Source organism: Halomonas sp. H10-9-1 (genome assembly GCF_040147005.1).
Classification (GTDB): Bacteria; Pseudomonadota; Gammaproteobacteria; order Pseudomonadales; family Halomonadaceae; genus Halomonas.
Genome location: NZ_JAMSHO010000001.1, coordinates 1,972,465 through 1,992,657, shown reverse-complemented (window position 1 = coordinate 1,992,657; position 20,193 = coordinate 1,972,465). Strand labels below are relative to the sequence as shown.

Sequence of the window (20,193 nt, the reverse complement as noted above, 5' to 3'; positions counted from 1 at the left end):
TTCCAATAGCGGCCTTGCCTGCAAGCCGTGAGGACTCATCGTGCCGGACCCCTATCTCGCCGCCCCCGCCCTGACGCTCTACCACACCCTGGAGGATATCCCCTGGCAGCGCAGCTTCGATCCACGCTCGCTGACCCGTGGGCGTGGCTATGCGCGGCAGGGCAAGGTGCGTCACGGAATCCGACTCGAGCGAGAACGAGAGATGCTGGTGCTGCGGGCCCAGGTGGAGGGCAGCGGTCACAGGCGCTACCTCACCAGTCTCGCGGTGGATCCTGATGACCACAGCATGGGGGTGGTCAGCGACTGCAGCTGCCCGGTGGGACGCCAGTGCAAGCATGCGGTGGCGGTGATCCAGAGCTTCATCGATGACCTGGAGGCCGATGGCATTCCGCCACGTGACGACACGGCGCTGCTGGAGCAGCGCTGGGAGTCCTGGCTTGCCGAGCTCCAGACGCCACTTGGCGGCAGGCGTTACGTCGAGGAACTGGAGAGTGACTATCGCCTGGCGCTGTTCCTCGACGTTGACCCTGACCCGCGTGCCCCCACCCTGCAGGTGTCGCCGGTGTGGCTGCGCCCCGCCAAACAGCGCAGCCGCGGCAACGGCTGGGTCAAGCCGCGACCCATCATGGTCCGCATCGGTGGCGGGCTCACCCCCAGGCCGCCTCACGGACTGGCAGCGGATGAGGAAGAGGCGCTGGAGCTGCTTATGCTGGGCGAGCAGCGGCGGCAGTATGTGGGAGCCAATGAGCAGCGCTGGAGCCGTGTTACCCACGCCTTCCAGGCGCGCGCCCTGTGGTCGCTGCTGGAGAGCGATACTCCGCCGCTGCTGTTCCATCCCAAGCAGACCGGCACCATGCTCGACCCCGGCCCCAGTTGTCGGCTGACCCTGGCTTGGGAGCCTGACGCCGAGGGCTATCAGCACCTGCGCGCCGACACCGATCCATTGGACGTCATCTCCGCTGAGGCGGTGATTGTGCGCGCCGGCACCGAGCTGTGCTATCTCGATGAGCGGCGCGGTCGCATCGGGCGACTGGAAGGTGACCCCGACCTGCTGATGTGCCTGCGCCAAGCCCCGCCGCTGCCCCCGGAGATGAGCGGATGGCTGACTGAGCGTCTGCATCGGGTCCCGGGCCTTTCCAGGCGGCTGCCGGCCCCCCAGGAAGTCGAGGAGCGCACCCTGGAAGGGGTGACGCCCCGCCTCAAGGCCACCCTGCAAGTCGCCACCGGGCAACTGGGCTACCGGGACGGCGCCATGGTGCCGCACTGGATCGAGGTGGGCGCCGCCGTGGTGGGCTTCGACTACGCCGGCATCGAGGTGCCACCGGAGGAAAGCGACTCCCACCAGGCCTTCCGCGACGGCCAGCACCTTACCGTGAAGCGCGACCGCGAGGCGGAGCTGGCCCTGGTGCGCACCCTGCCGCCCGGCATGGTGACCCTGGAGCGCCTGCAGCAGATCGATGCCGTGCCGGCGCATCTCGATCTGCCCGAATGGACGCTGCTGCTGCCGCGCGAAGGCACGCCGCCGCGCAGTGCCAATGAGTGGCCGACCCATCTGGCCGGGCCTGACGAGTGGTGGGAGATGATCGCCAAGCTGCGGGAGGCCGGCTGTGTGGTCGACTTCAGCGATGACTTCCCCGAGGAACCCACCGTCGTCGAACCCGACGACTGGGTCGGCGAGCTTGAGCCGGCCGGCAACGGCTGGTTCGACCTGGCGCTGGATATCGAGGTGGAGGGCGAGCGCCTTAACCTGCTGCCGATCCTGCGCCGGCTGTTCCGGGATCCCGCCTTCCCGCTGGAGCCCGCCGAGGGCGAGGCCGACGACGCCAGCTGGACCTTGAGCCTGCCGGAGAACCGCCGCCTGGTGATGCCCCTTGCCCGGCTGCGCGCGCTGATGGCGCCGATCCTCGACTGGCTGGGCGACGAGAAAGATGACGAGGCGGCCGTACGCCTGCCGCTCACCGCCGCCGAGAAGGTGGCCCCACTCGCCGAACACGAGCGCTGGGCAGGGCGCGAGGACGTCACCGCCCTGGCCCGGCGCCTGCGCGAGCTGCCCGCCCGCCTGCCGGCGCCACCCGGCTTTACCGGCGAGCTGCGCGACTACCAGGCGCGCGGCCTCGCCTGGCTGCGCTTCCTTTCGGAGCTAAGCACCGGTGGGATACTGGCCGACGACATGGGCCTGGGCAAAACGGTGCAGGTGCTGGCGCATGTGCTCGACGAGCGCGCCCGCGGCGCGTTGACCCGCCCGACCCTGGTGGTGGCGCCCACCAGCCTGGTGGGCAACTGGTGTGCGGAGGCCGAGCGCTTCGCCCCCGAGCTCAAGGTGGTGGCCCTGCAGGGCGGCCGTGCCCAGCGCGAGCGACAGTTCGAGGAAGCGCTGCCCGGCGCCGACCTGGCGGTGACCACCTATGCGCTGCTGATCCGCGATCTCGAGCGCCTGCGCGCACATGATTTTGGCCTGCTGGTGCTCGACGAAGCCCAGGCGATCAAGAACGCCGCCAGCCAGACCGCCCGCGCGGTGCGCGAGCTTAACGCCCAGCGCGCCATCGCCATGACCGGCACGCCCCTGGAGAACCACCTGGGCGAGCTGTGGGCTCAGCTCGATGCCGTGGCCCCGGGCGCCTTGGGCAGCCAGCAATGGTTTGGACAGCGCTTCCGCACCCCCATCGAGAAGGAGAGCGATGTCGAGCTACGTCAGCGTCTCTCCCGGCGCATCGCCCCGCTGATGCTGCGCCGCACCAAGCAGCAGGTGCTGGCCGAGCTGCCGGAGATGACCGAAACCCGTCGCGAGGTCACCCTGAGCGGTGCCCAGCGCGAGCTCTACGAGAGCCTGCGTCTGGCCCAGCACCAGCGGGTGCAGCAGGCGGTCGCCGAGCGCGGTCTGGCCGCCTCCGGTATCGTCATGCTCGATGCGCTGCTCAAGCTGCGCCAGGTGTGCTGCGACCCGCGGCTGGTCAAGCTGGACAGCGCACGCAAGGCGAAGCGCTCGGCCAAGCTCGATCAGCTGCGCGAGCTGGTGCCGCCGCTGGTGGAGGAGGGCAGGCGGATCCTGATCTTCTCCCAGTTCACCGAGATGCTGGCGCTGATCGGTGACGCCCTCGAGAAGGACGGCATTCCCTTCACCACCCTGACCGGCGATACCCCGGGCAAGACCCGTACCCAACGGGTGGCGCTGTTCCAGCAGGGCGAGATCCCTGTGTTCCTGATCAGCCTCAAGGCCGGCGGCACCGGCCTCAACCTGACCGCCGCCGATACCGTGATCCACTACGACCCCTGGTGGAACCCCGCGGTGGAGGCCCAGGCCACCGGCCGCGCCCACCGCATGGGCCAGCAGAATCCGGTGTTCGTCTACAAGCTGGTCTGCGCCGGCACCGTGGAGGAGCGCATCCTCGACCTGCAGGCACGCAAGGCCGACCTCGCCGCCTCTATCCTCGAAGGTGGGGCCGAGCAAAGGAGCGACGGCCCACTGTTCGACGAGGAAGACCTGGCGCTGCTGTTTGCGCCGGTGGTGTAACGAGCGGGGGCAGGGTCAAGAAAAAATCCAGCGTTTGTTGAGAACTGAAGATTTTCTTGCTGTAGTCAACGAAATATCTCGCTAACCGGGCATGGTGATGAAAAACGTTGGCTATGCGCACCTTCATCAGCACCTGGCGCTGGGTGTCCTGCCGCCGCGCTGCCCGGCGAGAGTGCGCCCGGTGACGCGCCTGATGCGGCTCGAGGAAGAGCTTGCCGTGCCGCCGGAGCGTGCGCCATCAGATGATGACGTGCTTTCGCATCTGCTGTTCGCCCTGAAGCATGAGGGCGTGGACCTGGCCATTCTTGCCGAGACGCTGCCACACCTGCCGGTCGAGACGCTTGTTGCGGCCCTGGAGGCGTCACCCAACGGCATCTATCTACGTCGAGTGGCTTGCCTGTACGAGAGCTTCGTGGAGCCGCTGCCACTGGAACCCTCGGTCAAGGGCAGTGCCGTACCGCTGTTCGACCCTGAGCGCTACGTGACGGGCCCGGCCAGGCGTAACAGCCGCTGGCGTGTGGACGTCAATGGCCTGGGCACCCTCCAATACTGCCCAGTGGTGCGTCGGACTCCCGAGATCGAGGCGCTACTGCGGGAGGATATCCTGGCCGAGGCGCGTGACTTCATGGCGTCTCTGCCGCCAGGCATGCTGGATCGCGCCATCCAATGGGCCTATCTCAGCGAGACGCAGTCCTCGTTCGAGATCGAGCGCGAATCGCCATCCCCCGACAAGCAGCACCGCTTCATGCAACTGCTGCGCAGGGCACATGATGGCCAGCCACTGGATGAAGACTATCTGGTGGCCCTTCAGAACAGCGTTGTCAGCAATCCCTTCGACAAGGCGGCCGCCTTTCGCCATGAACAGAACTATCTGCATAACGGGTTGCCGGGTGCCATCGGTGTCAGCTATCTGCCGCCACCACCCGGGCTCTGTGAGACATTGATGGATGCGCTCATGGGGTGGGCCAATGGGCTGCCCGAGGGGCAGGGCGGATCTCCCGCCGAACAAGTGCCGGCACTTGTCGCCGCCACCGTGATCTCGTTCGGCTTCGTCCTCCTGCACCCCTTCATGGACGGCAACGGCCGCATCTCCCGGTTTCTGTTGCACCATACGCTGTGCCGGCTGGGCGAGTTGCCGCGTGGCAATCTGCTGCCCATTTCCATCGCCATGAAGCGGCATGAAGGCGACTACCTCGCGGCACTCGAAGCCTTCTCGACACCGGCTCGGGAGCAGTGGCGGGTCAACTGGATCGATGCCGACCATCATGATTTCCACTTCGAGGGGAGCGAAAACCTCTATCGCTACTGGGATGCCACCCAGGCGGTGGCCTTCACGCTGCGTATGGCGAGGGAGGCACTAAGGGAGGACCTGAAGGCGGAAACTCGCTACCTGGCCTGCTTCGACCGCGTCTATCGCGCCATCGACACGCGTTTCGATGTGCGCGGCAGCGATCTGTCACGGCTGGTGATGATGTGCCTGAGCCATGACGGCGTGCTCTCGAAGAATCGCCGCAAGCAGTTTCGCTACCAGGTACCCGAAGAGGTGCTGGACGCCATCGAAGCGGAAGCCCGGAAGGCGCTTGTCGATGAGGAGCAGGGTGAGCCCGCTGGCCCATGACTATGCTGGCTACGGTTGCCTGATCAGGCCTCGCACGCTTTGTTAGCGTGGCGTAACATGAATGCACAAAGACGAGGGGTGATCAGGCTACCGTTAGCCCAAGGTTTATCAGTGGTTTAGCGTTCACCTTCGCGGGAATGCAGGGGACAACATGATCAAGGATGCAGCAAAGTTGGCCGAGCTGCGTGTGCTCGTCGGCTACCTGGGGGAGCAGTCCCCCGCCTGGTGGGGCTCCCACTTCTTCGGCCAGACCGCCATGGCCTTCCTGATGCCCGTCTTCGGGCGTTCCGCTCATCAGGCGCAATACCAGGGTGTGTTGGAGGCCGCGCGCCGGGTCCACGATGAACGCATCGGGGTGGGCCGCACCCTGCACCTCTTCCACATGCCGGAACACTACGAACAGGGCGCCGCCAGCCTGATCGCCGAGCGCGAGCAGGGTGAGCGGCTCCTCGCCCACACGGATTCACCCGATAGTGCCCTGGCGAGGCTGGAGGCGCTGGCCTCGCCTCAGCAGGCAGAAGAAGGTCCGGTAGTGGTGGGTGACCTCGGGGAGGATCTCGGCAGCGTGCTCGCTACCATGGCCGGCTTGTACCTGGACGCCTTCCGGCGTGGCATACAGACCTATCCCTACCTGCGGGAGGCGCAGTGAGTCAGCCGCCTCTCTACACTACCCAGCTGCAGGCCGGCCTGGGGCTGATCGAGGAGACCCAGCGGCTTCTCGAGCTCTACGAGCCGGACATGTCTACTCAGCAGCTATACGAGCGAGCCCTAGAGTCCGGCCAGTTTCCCCTGGTGACAGCACGTCGCCTGCTCAACATCGTCAAGGAGTGCTTTGCCCCGCGCTACCTGCGCCAGCCGGGTGTCGCCGAATCGGTGAAGCAGCTCTTTCCCTGTCTCGATAGCGACGAGCGCCGCCAGCTGCTGATGCTGCATACCGCGCGAGCCAACGTCATCCTTGCCGACTTCATTCGCGAGGTGTACTGGCCGCGCTATACCTCCGGGCGAAACAGCCTCTCCCGGGATGATGCGCTGCGTTTCGTCGAGGATGCCGTGCGCGAGGGCAGGACCCAGAAGCGCTGGGCTGACAGCACCATCAGCCGGATGTCCGGTTACTTGCTCAGTGCCTGCGCCGACTTCGGCTTGCTGGAGGATCGGCTGCGTGGGCCACGCCGGCTCTATTCCGTGCGTCTCTCCACCCGCGTGGCCGGCTACCTGGCCTATGACCTCAAGTTGCAGGATCTGGGCGACAATCAGGTGCTCAACCATCCCGACTGGCAGCTCTTCGGCCTGGAGCGCGTGGATGTGCGGGAGCAGTTCAAGCGGCTCTCGCTCGAGGGGCTGCTGATCATGCAGACCGCCGGTGACGTCACCCACATCAGTTGGCAGCACAAGAACATGCAGGAGGTGGTCGATGTCCTCGCTGGATACTGACTTCAACGAGCTGATGGAGCGGATACGCCACGGCCGCGAATTCGGCCACGCCAGCTTCGAGCCGATCTTCTACCTGGTGTTTCGCCCGGAGCAGATCCTGGCCGTGAAGCGTCATCTGGCGGCCTGGAAGAGCCGGCTGGGCAACGAGGGCTGGGATGTCCACACCTTCTCGATTGCCGAGGCCGTCGATGAGATCCTCACCCAGGCGCCCATGCGCAGGATCAGGCTGGCCGCCGATCGTCGCAACCCCCTGGACTGGAAGAAGACCAATGCGTCGCTCGCCAACGCCGTGGCCAACGGCGCGTTGCAGGAGCGTCTCGAGGCCAAGCTGAGCGAGCTGGAGGGCAACCCAGCCAGCATCCTGCTTGTGACCGACCTGGAGGCGCTGCACCCCTACATGCGCATCGGGGTCATCGAAGGCCAGCTACAGGGACGCTTCCACGTGCCCACCGTATTCCTCTACCCGGGTGTGCGCACCGGCAAGACGCGGCTCAAGTTTCTGGGCTTCTACCCGGAAGATGGCAACTACCGGTCGGTCCACGTCGGCGGCTAAGGAAGGAGTGACTCATGGAAATCAAACAGCTTTTTGACCCCAGCCGCGATATCTACCGCAGCATCGAGAAGGTGATCGCCTACGGTGTCTCCCAGGAGGAGCGCCTGAGAAAGGAGATCTCCGAGTATGTGGTCACCGACGCCATCGACGAGCAGTTCAACCAGCTGCTGACCAAGATGCAGGTCGCCATGGAAGCCGGTGGCGAGAATGAGGTCGGCGTTTGGGTATCGGGCTTCTACGGCTCGGGCAAGAGCTCCTTCACCAAGTACCTCGGCCTGGCCTTCGACGACAGCGTCACCATCGACGGGGTGCCCTTCCGCCAGCACCTTCAGGACCGTCTCAAGAACACCACCACCCGGCAGCTGCTGAGTACCGTGGCCAAACGCTTCCCAGCCGCGGTGCTGATGCTGGACCTGGCCACCGAGCAGGTCAGTGGTGCCACCATGGAGGAGGTCTCCAGCGTCCTCTACTACAAGGTGCTGCAGTGGGCCGGCTACTCGCGCAACCTCAAGGTGGCCTCCCTGGAGCGTCGCCTGAAGCAGGAGGGCCGCTATGAGGAGTTCCTCACGCTCTTCGAGGAGAAGACCGGTGGCGAGGCCTGGCGTGACTATCGCAACGACGAGCTGGTGGTCGATAGCCTGATACCGGAGATCGCCCACGAGCTCTACCCCTCGCTCTTTACCACTCCGGCCTCTTTCAATACCGCCACCAGTGAGGTGATCCGTTTCGAGAATGATCGTGTGCAGGAGATGCTGGACATCGTGCGCGAGCACTCCGGCAAGGAGCACGTGATCTTCATCGTCGACGAGGTGGGGCAGTACGTGGGGGCGCGCCAGCCGCTGATTCTCAACCTCGATGGCCTGGCCAAGAACATCAAGGCCCAGGGCAACGGCAAGGTGTGGCTGATCGGCACCGGCCAGCAGACTCTGACCGAGGATGATCCGCGGGCCTCGCTCAACTCACCGGAGCTCTTCAAACTCAAGGACCGTTTCCCGATCTCCATCGACCTCGAGGCCGATGACATCAAGGAGATCTGCTACACCCGCCTGCTCGGCAAGTCGCCGGACGGAGCCAAGCAGCTCGGTGAGCTGTTCGACCAGTACGGCCAGGCGCTGCGCCACAACACCAAGCTGGAGGATGCCCGCGCCTACGGGGCCGACTTCGATCGCCAGACTTTCATCGACCTCTACCCCTTCCTGCCGGCGCATTTCGACATCCTGCTGCACCTGCTGGGGGCGCTGGCGCGCTCGACCGGCGGCATCGGCCTGCGCTCGGCCATCAAGGTGATCCAGGACATCCTGATCGAGGGCGATGGCAAGCGCATACCCGTCGCCGACCAGCCGGTGGGCTGGCTGGCCACCACGGTGACCCTCTACGACGCCCTGGAGAAAGATATCGAGCGCGCCTTCCCCAACTGGCACAAGGCCGTGAATACGGTCACCAAGATCCGCTATCGCGACGCCGAGCTGCCCCAGCGCATCGCCAAGACAGTGGCCGTGCTGCAGATCCTCGGCAACCTGCCGATTACCCGGCGCAACGTCGCGAGCCTGATCCACTCCGAGGTAGCCAGTGGCAGCCAGGCGGAGGAGATCAATGCCGCCATCGAGGAGCTGATCGGTGACTCGATCGTGCCCTTCGGCGAGCAGGATGGCTTCCTCTGTTTCTTCAGCGAGAAGCTCAACGACATCGAGCAGGAGCGCACCCAGATCCCGCTGCGCGGCGTGGAAATGAAGCGCATCCTCAACCGCGCGCTGGAGGAGGTGTTCTCGCCGCTGCCCAGCACCCAGCTGCATGGTTCGCTCTCCGTGCAGACCGGCCTCAAGACCCAGGGCCCCGAGGGCTTGCCTACCTCCCTGGCGGGGGACCGCCATCCCATCCAGACGGTGATCGAGCTGGTCGAACCCACCGACTACGATGCCGCTCGCTCGCGCCTCCAGGACGACTCCCGGGTCAAGGCCAACGAGAACCTGATCTACCTGGTGGGGCGCAAGTCGCCCGAACTGGATGACCTCACCGCGGACATCTATCGCTGCCAGGAGATCGACGCCAAGTTCCGCCATGACCCCGACCAGGAGGTGCGCGACTACTGCCGCGCCCAGCTCGAGCGCGCTAGCCGTCTGGGCGCCGACCTGCAGCGGCTGATCAAGCGCAGCCTGGTCCAGGGCTCTTTCATCTTCCGCGGGCAAACCACGGCGGTGGAGAGCCTGGCCGGCGAACTGCCCGAGGCCGCGCGCAAGCAGCTGGCTGGCGTGGCAGGTCAGGTGTTCAGTCGCTATGGCGAGGCTCCCGAGCGGGTGCAGAGCGACCTGGCCGAGCGCTTCCTGCGTGTGGGCAACCTCAGCGGTATCACCACCAAGCTGGACCCCCTGGGCCTGGTGACCCAACAGGGGGGCCAACCCGGTATCAACACCGACCATCGTGCCCTGGTCAGCGTCCGCGACCACATCGACCGGGTCGGCATGGTGGAGGGCAAGAGCCTCTCAAGTCGCTTCAGCGATGCCCCCTACGGTTGGTCCCAGGACACCCTGCGCTACCTGGTGGCCGCCATGCTGGTCGGCGGGGTGATCAAGCTGAAGGTCTCGGGGCGCGAGGTGACCGTCAACGGCCAGCAGGCCATCGAGGCACTGAAGAGCAACAACGCCTTCAAGAACGTGGGGATCTCGCTGCGCGAAGACCGCCCCTCCATGGAGATGCTGGCGCTGGCGGCCAAGCGTCTGACCGAGCTGAGCGGCGATATGGTGGTGCCGCTGGAGGATGCCATCAGCAAGGCGGCCACCAAGCTCTTCCCTCAGCTTCAGCAGCGCTATGCCTCGCTTTCCGGACGCCTGCAGGCGCTGGGGCTTCCCGGTGACGAGCGCCTGGAGGCGATGGGGCGTGACATGGCGGACATCCTGCTCACCGATGGCTCCGACGCACCCCAGCGGTTGGGCCGGCAGGAATCCAGCCTCTATGACAACCTGACCTGGGCGGCCGAGCTCAAGAAGGCGCTCGAGCAGGGCCTAGAGGACACCCTGAAGGAACTGCGTGCTCTGGCCCAGGCCATCGAAGGGCTGCCCGGCAGCGGCATTCCTGGCGAGCTGAAGGCCGAACTGGCCGAACCGCTAAAGGAGATCGCGACGCGCCTGGCTTCCGAGGAGGCGTACCGCAGCGCCTCGGATTTCAATACCCGCCTCACCGAGCTGCGCAGCCAGGTACGCCAGGCCACCGAGCGCATGCAGGAACAGCAGCAGCAGCGGCTGCGCCAGGCGGAGCAGGAGCTCGCCCGGGTGCCGGAGTGGCCTGAGCTGACCAATCAGGAACAGCAGGACCTTCTCGGCCGTCTGGATACGCTGGCGCTGGAAGCCTCGACTGATATCGAGGGGCTCAAGCGTCTGGTCAACCGTGACTACGAGCTCCAGGCGGAGTTGGCCTCCCTCAAGGAGCATATCGAGCGGGTCGGCCGCGAGCGCCAGCAGGAGCGTATCCGCGAGGAGCAGAAGGAGCTCGAGGAGGAGCAAGAGGGGTGCCAGGAGAACAAGAAGGTGCTCACCCGGCGCTTCAAGACGCGCTCACGCATCACCTCCCTGGACACCCTCGACGCCATGATCCGTGAGCTGCAGAAGCTGCGCGGCGAGCTGGAGTACGCCCACGCCTTCGAGCTGGACGTCGCCTTCGATGAGGCCCCCGAGAATAGCGACAAGGAGTAAGTCATGGCCTTCGATCAAGGTACACGCAACCGTCTGCAGCGCCTGGTCAGCGACTGTCGCAAGACACTGACCGACGAGTTCACGCTGCAGCTGCAGCAGGACTACGGCCTCGACCCCCGCACCGGCGAGGTGACCGAACTCTCTCGGCTGACCCATCTGACCGACCGTGAGCGCCACACCGCTGCACTGCTACGTGAAACGCTGGCGCACTACTTGGCAGGGGAAGGTGAGAGCAAGGCGCAGCGCCAGGCGGCCATCCAACGCATCATCCGCGAACAGGCCTTCACCGTACTTAACCGCCTGGCGGCGCTGCTGATGATGGAGGCGCGCGGACTGCTGCTGCCCGCCGTCAGCCAGGGTGTTCAGTCCCAGGCCTTCGAGCTCTATCGTCATGTGGCCGGCACCGCCCTGGGGGAGACCGGCGAGGCCTACCAGACCTTCCTGTTCAGCCTCTTCGACGAGTTCGCCCTCGATCTGCCGGCGCTATTCGACCGCTTCGCGCCCCAAGGGCGGCTCTTCCCCCGTGAGACGGCGCTCAACGAACTGCTGGCGCTGCTCAACGACCACGAGATCGAGCCGCTGTGGGCGCTGGATGAGACCATTGGCTGGATCTACCAGTACTTCAACAGCCAGGAAGAGCGCAAGGCGATGCGCAAGGCAAGCCAGGCACCGCGCAACAGCCGGGAGCTGGCGGTGCGCAACCAGTTCTTCACCCCGCGCTATGTGGTGGAGTTCCTGGTCGACAACACCCTGGGTCGCCAATGGTTCAACGCCACCGGCGGCACCACGCCGCTGCGCGACAGCTGTCAGTACCTGCTGGTGAAGCCCGACGAGCAGCCCGAGGCAGGAGTCAAGCTGCGCGACCCGCGTACCCTCAAGCTGCTGGACCCGGCCTGTGGCTCCATGCACTTCGGCCTCTACGCTTTCGATCTCTTCCTGCAGATATACCGCGACGCCTGGCAGTGGGAGCAGCAACACGGCCCTGGCTCGCTGGACGTCTCCACCCAGCCGGAAGCTGGCCTTGAGCCCCTCTGCCACACCTATGCCGATGAGGGGGCCCTGCTGCGCGACGTGCCGCGTCTGATCATCGAGCACAACATCTACGGGGTGGACATTGACCCCCGTGCCGCCCAGATCGCCTCGCTGGCGCTGTGGCTGCGCGCCCAGCGCACCTGGCATGAGGACGGCGTGACAGCCCTGGAGCGCCCGGACGTGGGGCAGGGCAACGTCATCGCCGCCGTAGCCCCACCCGCCGAGAAGGAACTCCGTGAAGCCTTCGCCGAGCGTCTGGATTCCCAAGATGCCGAGCTCTTCGAGAAGACCCTGCAGATGCTCAAGGGCCTGCCCGAGCTCGGCGTGCTGCTGCGCGCCGAGAAGGAGCTCCCCGCGCTGATCCGCCAGGTCTATGTGGGCAAGGGCAGCGATCTTTTCGCCGAGCAGGAGCAGGAGACCTGGCAGAAGGCCGAGGAGCGCCTGCGCCGGGCCTTGGTCGAGTTCTCCGAGGAAGCCGGCGCCACCTACCAGAGCCGGCTGTTTGCTCAGGATGCGTTGCAGGGTTTGAGGATGATCGATCTCTGCCGTGTGGTTTTCGATGTGGTAGTGATGAATCCGCCGTTCGGCGCGCTTAGTGCCGGCGTTAAAGCTAAATTGGGTAAGGGTTATCCCAACAGCAAAAATGACTTGCTGGCAATTTTCGTCGAGCGTGGTTTGGAAATGATGCGCCAAGGCGGACGACTAGGAGCGATCACATCTCGTACCTGCTTCTTCCTTACTACATATCGTAAATGGCGTGAACAAGTAGTCTTAGGAAATTCTTTCCCTGAGATTGTGGTGGATCTGGGGCATGGTGTGATGGATGACGCCATGGTGGAAGCAGCCGCATATGTGTTGGAGAGAAAGGTATGACTAAATTTATCCGCTTGGTGGAGGAGAAAGATAAAAAAACTCACCTGCTTAATGTTGTTAGAAGTGGGGAGGGGGGGGTGTGCATTGATCCCTATAGTTTCTTGGAAATTCCAGGTTCGCCTTTTTCTTATTGGATTAAAGGTTCAGTAAAGCAAGTTTTTTCCTCCGATCGCCCTTCGTTAGAATCTTCTGGTCGAGATGTTCAGTCCGGAGCTACATCTGGAGATGACTTTCGTTTTTTACGACTTTTTTGGGAGGTAAGTGAGACCCGTTTTGCTAATTCAAGAAAGTCAACGGAAAATGGGTCATCATGGGTTGTAATGCCTAAGGGTGGTAGCTTTTCAACTTACTATACCGAATGGCCGCTTGTTATAAATTGGGAAAACGATGGTTATGAGATAAAAGAATTTGTTTCTGAGTACAGGGGGAGTAAAGGCTGGGGATATAATTGGTCTGCGGCTCTTAATGGCCATTCTCAATTTTTTCGTCCAGGTATTACATGGCCCAGAAGAACTACCAGCGGGCTAAGCATGAGGGTTATGCCTGCGGGGTGTATATTTGCTGATAAAGGTCCGTCTATATTCTGTGATTATGATGATGACAGTCATCTTTTGGTAATGCTGGCTGTATGTTCTTCAAGGCCATTTTGCGAGCTTGTGGAAGCTAGGCTAGCTGCTGCAGATGCGGCTGCTAGATCTTATGAGGTTGGGCTGGTTGAGACTACTCCAGTTCCGAGTTTTACAGATGAAGCTTATAAAGAGTTGTCGTTTTTGGCAAGAGAGGCATGGTCTAAAAAAAGAAGTATTGGAGAATTTGATGAGTGCTCTCGTGCCTTTTTGATGCCTGTCGCACTGCTTGAAAGGTTATATGATATAAGGTCAAAAAATTTAAAGGAGGAAGTTGGTAATCTGCAGAGGAGGATTGATGAGATATGTTATGAATTGTACGGCTTCTCCGATGAAGATCGAGATTATGATTTCGACTTTGGTGAGGATGAGTTAATACAGTTGGTTAAGGGAAGTGATGAGCTTGATGAATGCTTTAGTACTTCATCACTTGACCCGCAGATTTCTTGGGCGGCTGGCGTCGCCTTCGGCCGCTTCGATTGGCGCCTGGCCACCGGCGAGCGCGAAGCCCCACCCGAGCCGGACCCCTTCGACCCGCTTCCGGCCAAGAGCCCCGGTATGCTCCCCGACGGTGACAAGCCCTACCATCGCCACACTGGCATCCTGGTCGATGATCCGGGCCATGAGCATGACCTGCCACGCCTGATGGCCGATGTACTGGAGACGGTAGATGCCCAGGTCGATGAGGACCTGCGCCGCTGGCTACGCCGTGACTTCTTCAAGTACCACCTGCAGCAGTACTCCAAGAGCCGCCGCAAGGCGCCGATCTACTGGCCGCTGGCCACGGCCTCGGGCAGCTACACCCTGTGGCTCTACTACCCGGATCTGACCGACCAGACCCTCTTCACCGGGGTCAACGACTTCGTCGAGCCTAAGCTCAAGCAGTTGGAGAGCGAGCTGGGCAACCTGCGCCTGGCAGGCGCCAGCCGCAGCCGCGCCGACGAGAAGCGCCTGGAGGAGCTGAGCGACTTCCGCGACGAGCTGGCCGACCTGCGCGATACCCTGCTGAAGATCGCCCCAGGCTACAAGCCCAACCACGACGACGGCGTGCAGATCACCGCCGCGCCGCTCTGGCCGCTGTTTCGCCACAAGCCGTGGCAGAAGGTGCTGAAGGAGACCTGGGAAAAGCTGGAGCAGGGCGACTACGACTGGGCCCACCTGGCCATGGCCTACTGGCCGGAACGGGTGCGCGAGAAGTGTGTCACTGACAAGTCGCTGGCCATCGCCCATGACCTCGAGCACCTCTACGTCGAACCCGAGCCGGCGCCCAAGAAGACGCGTGGCCGTAAGAAAAGCACAGGGAGCAGTGAATGAACCCGGATTTCGCCGACGCTGCCGAGCGGCATTGGGAAGACGCCCACTTTCTGCACCAAGATGGTCGCATTGCGAACGCGGATCATCTGTTGGGCCTGTCGGCCGAGTGTTCGTTGAAGGCGATTATGCTGGGCTTGGGAATGCAGCTGAATGAGACTACCGGTGCCCCGGCAGTGGGAAGGCACAGAGTTCACATCGACAAGCTATGGGATGAATTTCAAACTTTCGCTACTGATCGTGATGGTGCCCGTTATGCTGCCATCCTCAGTGGCGCCTCGGCTCCTTTTGATGGCTGGAGCGTCAATGATCGCTATGCCAGCAGCAGCGACATACAGGAAGGCGCGGTATGGGTCCATGTCTGTGGTGCTGGCATAGCTCGAACCTGCCTGCAAGAGGCCATGCTCGATGGGGTTCTGTGATGAATAATCAAAAGGCAACGGTGCTCTTTCACGACGCTCTGCAACGTGCGGTCGATGTCTCGCTGCGGTGGGGACGCGAGATTCTCACCGAGATCACCTTGGTACGCGACTTGCGCGGCCGCATTCGCCCGGTGTTGAGTGGCCAACGTGACCAGCTCGAGAAGGCTTCGCTGGATGGCTATCGCCAGGCACTATACGAAACTCTCGGCCGGTATGGATTTCCACCCGAGCGCGCTCTGCTGTTCGAGGAAGAACTGACCGAGCCTAGGGCAATCCTGGGTGAGCGTAGGCCTGTGCCGGGCGTCGAGGAGGAGGTGAAGCTCTACTTGCTGGATCGCCAGGTGATTGGCCAGGACTGGATGCGCGACTCGCTGGTGCGCACGAGTACCAACCCGCGGGTGACCTTCTACGGCATCAAGGGGGGCGTGGGCCGCTCCACGGCGCTGGTCAATTGGGCATGGCACCTGGCCGAGCAGGGCAAGCGCGTGCTGGTGTTCGACCTCGACCTGGAGTCGCCGGGTGTCAGCAGCACCCTGCTGCCGGTGGAGCATCTGCCGGACTTCGGAGCCGTGGATTGGTTCGTGGAAGACGGCGTGGGCCAGGCGGAAGTGATTGAGCCCGAGCTTGTCGGCATCAGCCCGCTGGCTCAGGAGCTGGCAGGTGAGGTGATGGTGGTGCCGGCCTATGGCCGCCTGACCGGTGGCTACCTGCCCAAGCTGGCGCGCTGTTATGCCGAGTTCAGCGGCAGCCAGCCGATGTCCTGGGCAGAGCGCCTGAATCGATTGGTGGAGTCACTGGAGCAACGCCACGCCCCCGACGTGGTGATTCTCGATAGCCGCGCCGGCCTTCATGATATCGCGGCGGTGCTGGTCACTCGTATGGATGCCGATACCTTGCTGTTTGGCATCGATTCCGCCCAGACCTGGGCCGGCTACCGGATGCTGTTCGAGCACTGGAACCGTCACCCCAACGTATCGGCCTTCCGTCACCGCTTGCAGATGGTGGCCAGCCTGGTGCCCGAGACCGGGCGTGATGAGTACCTACGCCGATATGGGGAGCACGCCTGGGACGTTTTTCGTGATCAGCTCTATGACCAGGCAGAGCCAGACGATCTCGAGGCATTTTCCTTCGATCTTCACGATGAGGCTGCGCCCCACGCCCCCTGGCCAATCTTCTGGCACCGCGCGCTACAGGAGTTCGACCCGGCCGAGGGCGGCATCGATGCGCGAACGGCGCAGGAGTCCCTTGGCCGGTTCATGGAATTGGCCGACCAGTGGGTGATGTCTGCCACTGCCGAGGAGAGATCATGACGTCGTATCGCTTCCCTGAGTCTCTACGTGAGACGCTGCGTTCGGCGCTGCCCGCCGATACCTCCCTGCATGGAGAGGCGCCGCAGGCAGAGCACCTCTACTTGCCTGCCATTCATGCCAAAGCACTGAACCCCAATAACATGCTGGTGCAAGGTATTCCTGGCTCCGGCAAGAGCTTCTGGTATGCCGCCTTACAGAGTGCAGAACTGCGCAATTTGTTGGGTAAGGCGGCAGGATTTCCAAAGCAGTGCATTGTGACTACTGGTTTCAGCGAGCAACCGCCAGGCGCTCATTTCCCGGGAAAATCTAGCCTGATTAAGCTTCTGGACGACTATGATGCCTGGCGTATCTGGCAGGCCGTGATCTTTCAACAGGTGATGGGGGAGCTGGCGCCGCCCGAGTTCTCCACCCTCAGCGGTTGGGCAGACCGTATTGAGTGGCTTTCGCACCACCCTGAACAGCTCGAGCAGAGCCTCTACGAGTGCGACCAGCGGCTGCAACTGCAGGGTGCCATGCATCTAGTGCTCTTCGATGCTCTGGATCGTAGCGCCGATGATTGGCACAAGATGAATGCTCTGCTGCGCGGCCTGCTGCAGATGATCCTGGATTTCAGGCCCTACCGAGCCATCCGCCTCAAGGTGTTCGTGCGCCCAGATCAGTTGGAGGATGCGGCCGTGATCAGCTTTCCTGATGCCGCCAAGGTGATGGCACAGAAAGTGACTCTGGAGTGGCTACGCCGTGATCTGTACGGCCTGCTCTGGCAGTACCTGGCTAACGCTGAACATGGTGGGGAGCTGTTTCGTGAAGGGGCGACGGAATGTGTGCCCGGTATCACTTGGCAACAAGTCAATGAAGCATGGCGTGTGCCGGAGGCAATGCGATCTGAAGAAAGCATACAGCGACAAGTGTTTCATGCTATCACCGGCCCCTGGATGGGTCGCGATAAGCGTCGTGGATTTCCCTATACCTGGCTGCCCAATCACCTGGCGGACTCGCGTAGCGAGGTGAGTCCGCGTAGCTTCCTTGCCGCTTTGAGGAAGGCCGCCGAAGATTCGCCCCGGCCGCAGCAGGAGACGGCACTGCATTTCGAGAGCATCAAGCGTGGTGTGCAGGAAGCCTCCCGGATTCGCGTTCAGGAGATAGAGCAAGACTACCCTTGGATTCGTACCCTGCTCGCCCCCCTTGAAGGGAAGTCGGTTCCGGCTGACATGGCCGACATCCATGAGAAGTGGCGAGATAGCGGCGCTCTGGAAGCCCTGCAGCAGGGGATTGATGCCGACGCGGTCCGACTCCCCCCCTTACATATCGACGAAGGACCCGATGGCGTGCTTCATGACCTAGTGGCGCTGGGACTGATGGAGCGCTTGAAGGATGGTCGGATCAACCTGCCGGACGTCTATCGGGTCGGCTATGGCCTCAGGCGCAAGGGCGGGGTTAAACCGGTGAAGTCATAGATTTTGTGGCTCATGGAATGGGCTTTCATGAGCCACAAGGTTGTTTGTGGCGCATTGATAAGCCACAACATTTTTGGCGGAACTTGGAGCCGCTGTCTTTTTGCATGACGCAGGAAGCTGAATGAATGAAGAATCATAACGAGACGATTCGCAGGCTGGTGTCTTACCTCAACAATCCTGAGCATCAGGGTGGGTTCTGGCTGCCCAACATCCAGCGCCCCTTTGTGTGGAATGAGGAGCAGATCGAGCGGCTGTTCGACTCTCTGATGCGCGATTACCCCATCAGCACCATGCTGGTGTGGCGCACCGACTCATCGATCAAGTGTCGGCGCTTTATCGATCACTACCAACCTGGGATTCCTCTCAGCCAATATCAGGTGCCGGAGAATCGGGCATCCAAGATGCTGGTGCTGGATGGTCAACAGCGCCTGCAGAGCCTCTATATCGGCCTGTGTGGAAGCTACGACGGGAAGGAGCTGTATTTCAACGTGGCCAGCGGCGAACCTGCATCTCCGGATGAAATTCGCTACCAGTTCCGTTTCCTGAAGCCCAACAAGGCGATCTATCCGTGGGTCAGGTTCAAGGACGTTGTCGCCTATCAGGGAATGCCCAATCACCTTGGCGAGGAGTTGGCCGACCGTTCGCCGACCGCCATCGACAAGACCACCACCCATCGCATCATCGAGAACGTGTGGCGCGTGCACAATGTCTTCTGCAATCAGGAGCGCATCGCCTTTCAGCTTCTCGATAGCGTGGACAATCCCAAGGCCTATACCGACAACGATATCGTCGAGATCTTTATCCGTGCCAACTCGGGGGGCACCCAGCTCAGCAAGTCGGACCTGCTCTTCTCGCTGCTGACTAGCGACTGGGAAGAGGCCGACGTGCAGATGGAAGGCCTGCTGGAGGAGCTCAACGACGGGGGCTACAAGTTCGATCGCGACCTGGTGCTGAAGACCTGTCTGGTGCTGCTCGGCAAGGGGGCGAACTATGATGTTGGCAAGTTCCGCGATGAGACAACCCGCGCGCGCATCGTCGACAACTGGGGACGCATCTCGGCGGCCATCGGTGATGTGCGCGACTTCCTGAGAAATCACACCTATGTCCGCAGCCACCATGCGCTGACATCCTACAACGGCCTGTTGCCACTGATCTATTTCCGCTATTACTACCCGGAAAAGTGGTCCGGCGCCCAGGGGCTGGCCACCTTTGTGCTGCGAGTCATGGTCACGCAGGCCTTCAGTGGTCGCCCCGATAACCTCATCAACAAGTTGACGAGGCAGATCGACACCGACAGGGACTTCAAGGTGCCGCGGCTGTTCGAGGTGATCCGGCAAGACGGTCGCAGCCTGGAGCTGACCGACGAGACCCTGCTGGCGATCGGCTATGGATCTCGCCAGATGCATCTTCTCTTCAACCTGTGGTATCGGCAGTTCGACTATCAGCCGGCGTTCGCCGGCAATGCGCCGCAAGTGGATCATATCTTCCCCCAGAGCGCCCTGAAGAAGATCAAGCAGTACAACCCCGAGACCGGTCGCCACTCTCTGATGCGCTACCCGGCGCCAGCACGTGACCAGCTTGCGAACTGCATGTTGTTGACCGCTGCCGAGAACGGTCCCGGTGGCAAGGGGGGGCGGCTCCCCTCCGAGTGGTTCGCGGAAAAGGGGCAGGCCTATCTGGACATGCACCTGATCCCGAGCGACCCCAGGCTGTGGGAGCTCGAGCGCTATGAAGAGTTCATCAAGGCGCGACAGACGCTGCTGCTGGAGCGGCTCATGCCGATTCTTCACGAGCTCCCCGAATGGGAAGAGGCGCCTGACTCGCCGACATCTGCTGAGGTCGTGTTGGAGCCTGAGCCAGAACCAGAACCAGAACCAGAACCAGAACCAGAACCAGAGGCAGAGGCAGAGGCAGAGGCTGTTGCTGGTCCTGGTGACTTTTCACCAGCGGCAATGCCCAAGACACCTTCAGCGGTGAACGACGCCCCGGTGCAGCCCAGGACCGCCAACGCCGAAGGAGCACTGGCCGACTTCCTGCAGCGTATCGCGCCGCCCACCAAGTATATCGCCGGGTTTAGAACCCCTGAGGGGCGCGAGCTGGCGCTAGAGAGGGAAGCCTCAACGATCACGCTGTGGAGTGAGGTAGTCTCCGGCGCCGAGGAGAGCGGCTTCCGACTCCATCGTCGTTATGACGCCACGAAGACGCGTAACTCCAACCTCAAGTCGAAGAACTTCCCTCGCTTGAAAATGGGCAACCCGGTGCTGATGTGGAAGCTGACTGATACGGATGAGCTTCTGGACTTCATCAATTGGTACCAGCAGGCTTGAGAATTCAACCGGGTACGAGACCCGGCAGGCGCGATGCCA

Annotated in this window: 12 protein-coding genes; all 12 read left to right on the top strand. The window is 62.6% G+C overall.

Features of this window, described 5'->3' with window-relative positions:
• Positions 1-40: 40 nt before the first annotated feature.
• The 12 genes from NFH66_RS09205 to NFH66_RS09150 all read left to right on the top strand — a co-directional run bounded on the left by NFH66_RS09205 (position 41) and on the right by NFH66_RS09150 (position 20,154).
• Positions 41-3,511, top strand: a complete 3,471-nt coding sequence (locus NFH66_RS09205; protein WP_349610029.1) for a DEAD/DEAH box helicase — start codon at positions 41-43, stop codon at positions 3,509-3,511.
• Positions 3,512-3,608: 97 nt separating this feature from the next.
• Entirely contained in the window at positions 3,609-5,129 is a 1,521-nt protein-coding gene (locus NFH66_RS09200) for a Fic family protein (protein WP_349610028.1), read from the top strand.
• A gap of 151 nt (positions 5,130-5,280) precedes the next feature.
• On the top strand, positions 5,281-5,778 hold the full coding sequence (locus NFH66_RS09195) for a BrxE family protein (protein ID WP_349610027.1): 498 nt from the start codon (positions 5,281-5,283) through the stop codon (positions 5,776-5,778).
• On the top strand, positions 5,775-6,560 hold the full coding sequence (locus NFH66_RS09190) for a BrxA family protein (RefSeq protein WP_349610026.1): 786 nt from the start codon (positions 5,775-5,777) through the stop codon (positions 6,558-6,560). The genes NFH66_RS09195 and NFH66_RS09190 overlap by 4 nt, the downstream gene beginning before the upstream one ends.
• Entirely contained in the window at positions 6,541-7,113 is a 573-nt protein-coding gene (locus tag NFH66_RS09185) for a BREX protein BrxB domain-containing protein (RefSeq protein ID WP_349610025.1), read from the top strand. The genes NFH66_RS09190 and NFH66_RS09185 overlap by 20 nt, the downstream gene beginning before the upstream one ends.
• A gap of 14 nt (positions 7,114-7,127) precedes the next feature.
• The gene (gene brxC, locus NFH66_RS09180) at positions 7,128-10,799 is read left to right on the top strand and encodes a BREX system P-loop protein BrxC (RefSeq protein ID WP_349610024.1); all 3,672 of its coding nucleotides are present in this window, start codon (positions 7,128-7,130) and stop codon (positions 10,797-10,799) included.
• A 3-nt stretch (positions 10,800-10,802) separates the two neighbouring features.
• A complete protein-coding gene (locus NFH66_RS09175; protein ID WP_349610023.1) occupies positions 10,803-12,704 on the top strand; it encodes an Eco57I restriction-modification methylase domain-containing protein in 1,902 nt (633 codons plus the stop codon).
• Between the two features lie 1,184 nt (positions 12,705-13,888).
• Complete coding sequence (locus NFH66_RS09170) at positions 13,889-14,644, top strand: hypothetical protein (RefSeq protein ID WP_349610022.1); 756 nt, start codon at positions 13,889-13,891, stop codon at positions 14,642-14,644.
• The gene (locus tag NFH66_RS09165; RefSeq protein ID WP_349610021.1) at positions 14,641-15,063 is read left to right on the top strand and encodes a hypothetical protein; all 423 of its coding nucleotides are present in this window, start codon (positions 14,641-14,643) and stop codon (positions 15,061-15,063) included. The genes NFH66_RS09170 and NFH66_RS09165 overlap by 4 nt, the downstream gene beginning before the upstream one ends.
• Positions 15,063-16,373, top strand: coding sequence for a KGGVGR-motif variant AAA ATPase (locus NFH66_RS09160; protein ID WP_349610020.1), 1,311 nt, complete (start codon positions 15,063-15,065; stop codon positions 16,371-16,373). The genes NFH66_RS09165 and NFH66_RS09160 overlap by 1 nt, the downstream gene beginning before the upstream one ends.
• Positions 16,370-17,827 carry a hypothetical protein gene (locus NFH66_RS09155; RefSeq protein ID WP_349610019.1) on the top strand — a complete coding sequence of 486 codons (1,458 nt, stop codon included), beginning with the start codon at positions 16,370-16,372 and terminating at the stop codon, positions 17,825-17,827. Before NFH66_RS09160 ends, NFH66_RS09155 begins: the two co-directional genes overlap by 4 nt.
• Before the next feature lie 125 nt (positions 17,828-17,952).
• Entirely contained in the window at positions 17,953-20,154 is a 2,202-nt protein-coding gene (locus tag NFH66_RS09150; protein ID WP_349610018.1) for a GmrSD restriction endonuclease domain-containing protein, read from the top strand.
• The last annotated feature ends 39 nt before the right edge of the window (positions 20,155-20,193 follow it).

Coding starts and splice junctions, on each gene's coding strand:
- NFH66_RS09160 (WP_349610020.1), top strand. CDS start 15,063: ATGAATAATCAAAAGGCAACGGTGCTCTTTCACGACGCTCTGCAACGT.
- brxC (WP_349610024.1), top strand. CDS start 7,128: ATGGAAATCAAACAGCTTTTTGACCCCAGCCGCGATATCTACCGCAGC.
- NFH66_RS09170 (WP_349610022.1), top strand. CDS start 13,889: ATGCTCCCCGACGGTGACAAGCCCTACCATCGCCACACTGGCATCCTG.
- NFH66_RS09195 (WP_349610027.1), top strand. CDS start 5,281: ATGATCAAGGATGCAGCAAAGTTGGCCGAGCTGCGTGTGCTCGTCGGC.
- NFH66_RS09155 (WP_349610019.1), top strand. CDS start 16,370: ATGACGTCGTATCGCTTCCCTGAGTCTCTACGTGAGACGCTGCGTTCG.
- NFH66_RS09200 (WP_349610028.1), top strand. CDS start 3,609: ATGAAAAACGTTGGCTATGCGCACCTTCATCAGCACCTGGCGCTGGGT.
- NFH66_RS09185 (WP_349610025.1), top strand. CDS start 6,541: ATGTCCTCGCTGGATACTGACTTCAACGAGCTGATGGAGCGGATACGC.
- NFH66_RS09175 (WP_349610023.1), top strand. CDS start 10,803: ATGGCCTTCGATCAAGGTACACGCAACCGTCTGCAGCGCCTGGTCAGC.
- NFH66_RS09150 (WP_349610018.1), top strand. CDS start 17,953: ATGAAGAATCATAACGAGACGATTCGCAGGCTGGTGTCTTACCTCAAC.
- NFH66_RS09165 (WP_349610021.1), top strand. CDS start 14,641: ATGAACCCGGATTTCGCCGACGCTGCCGAGCGGCATTGGGAAGACGCC.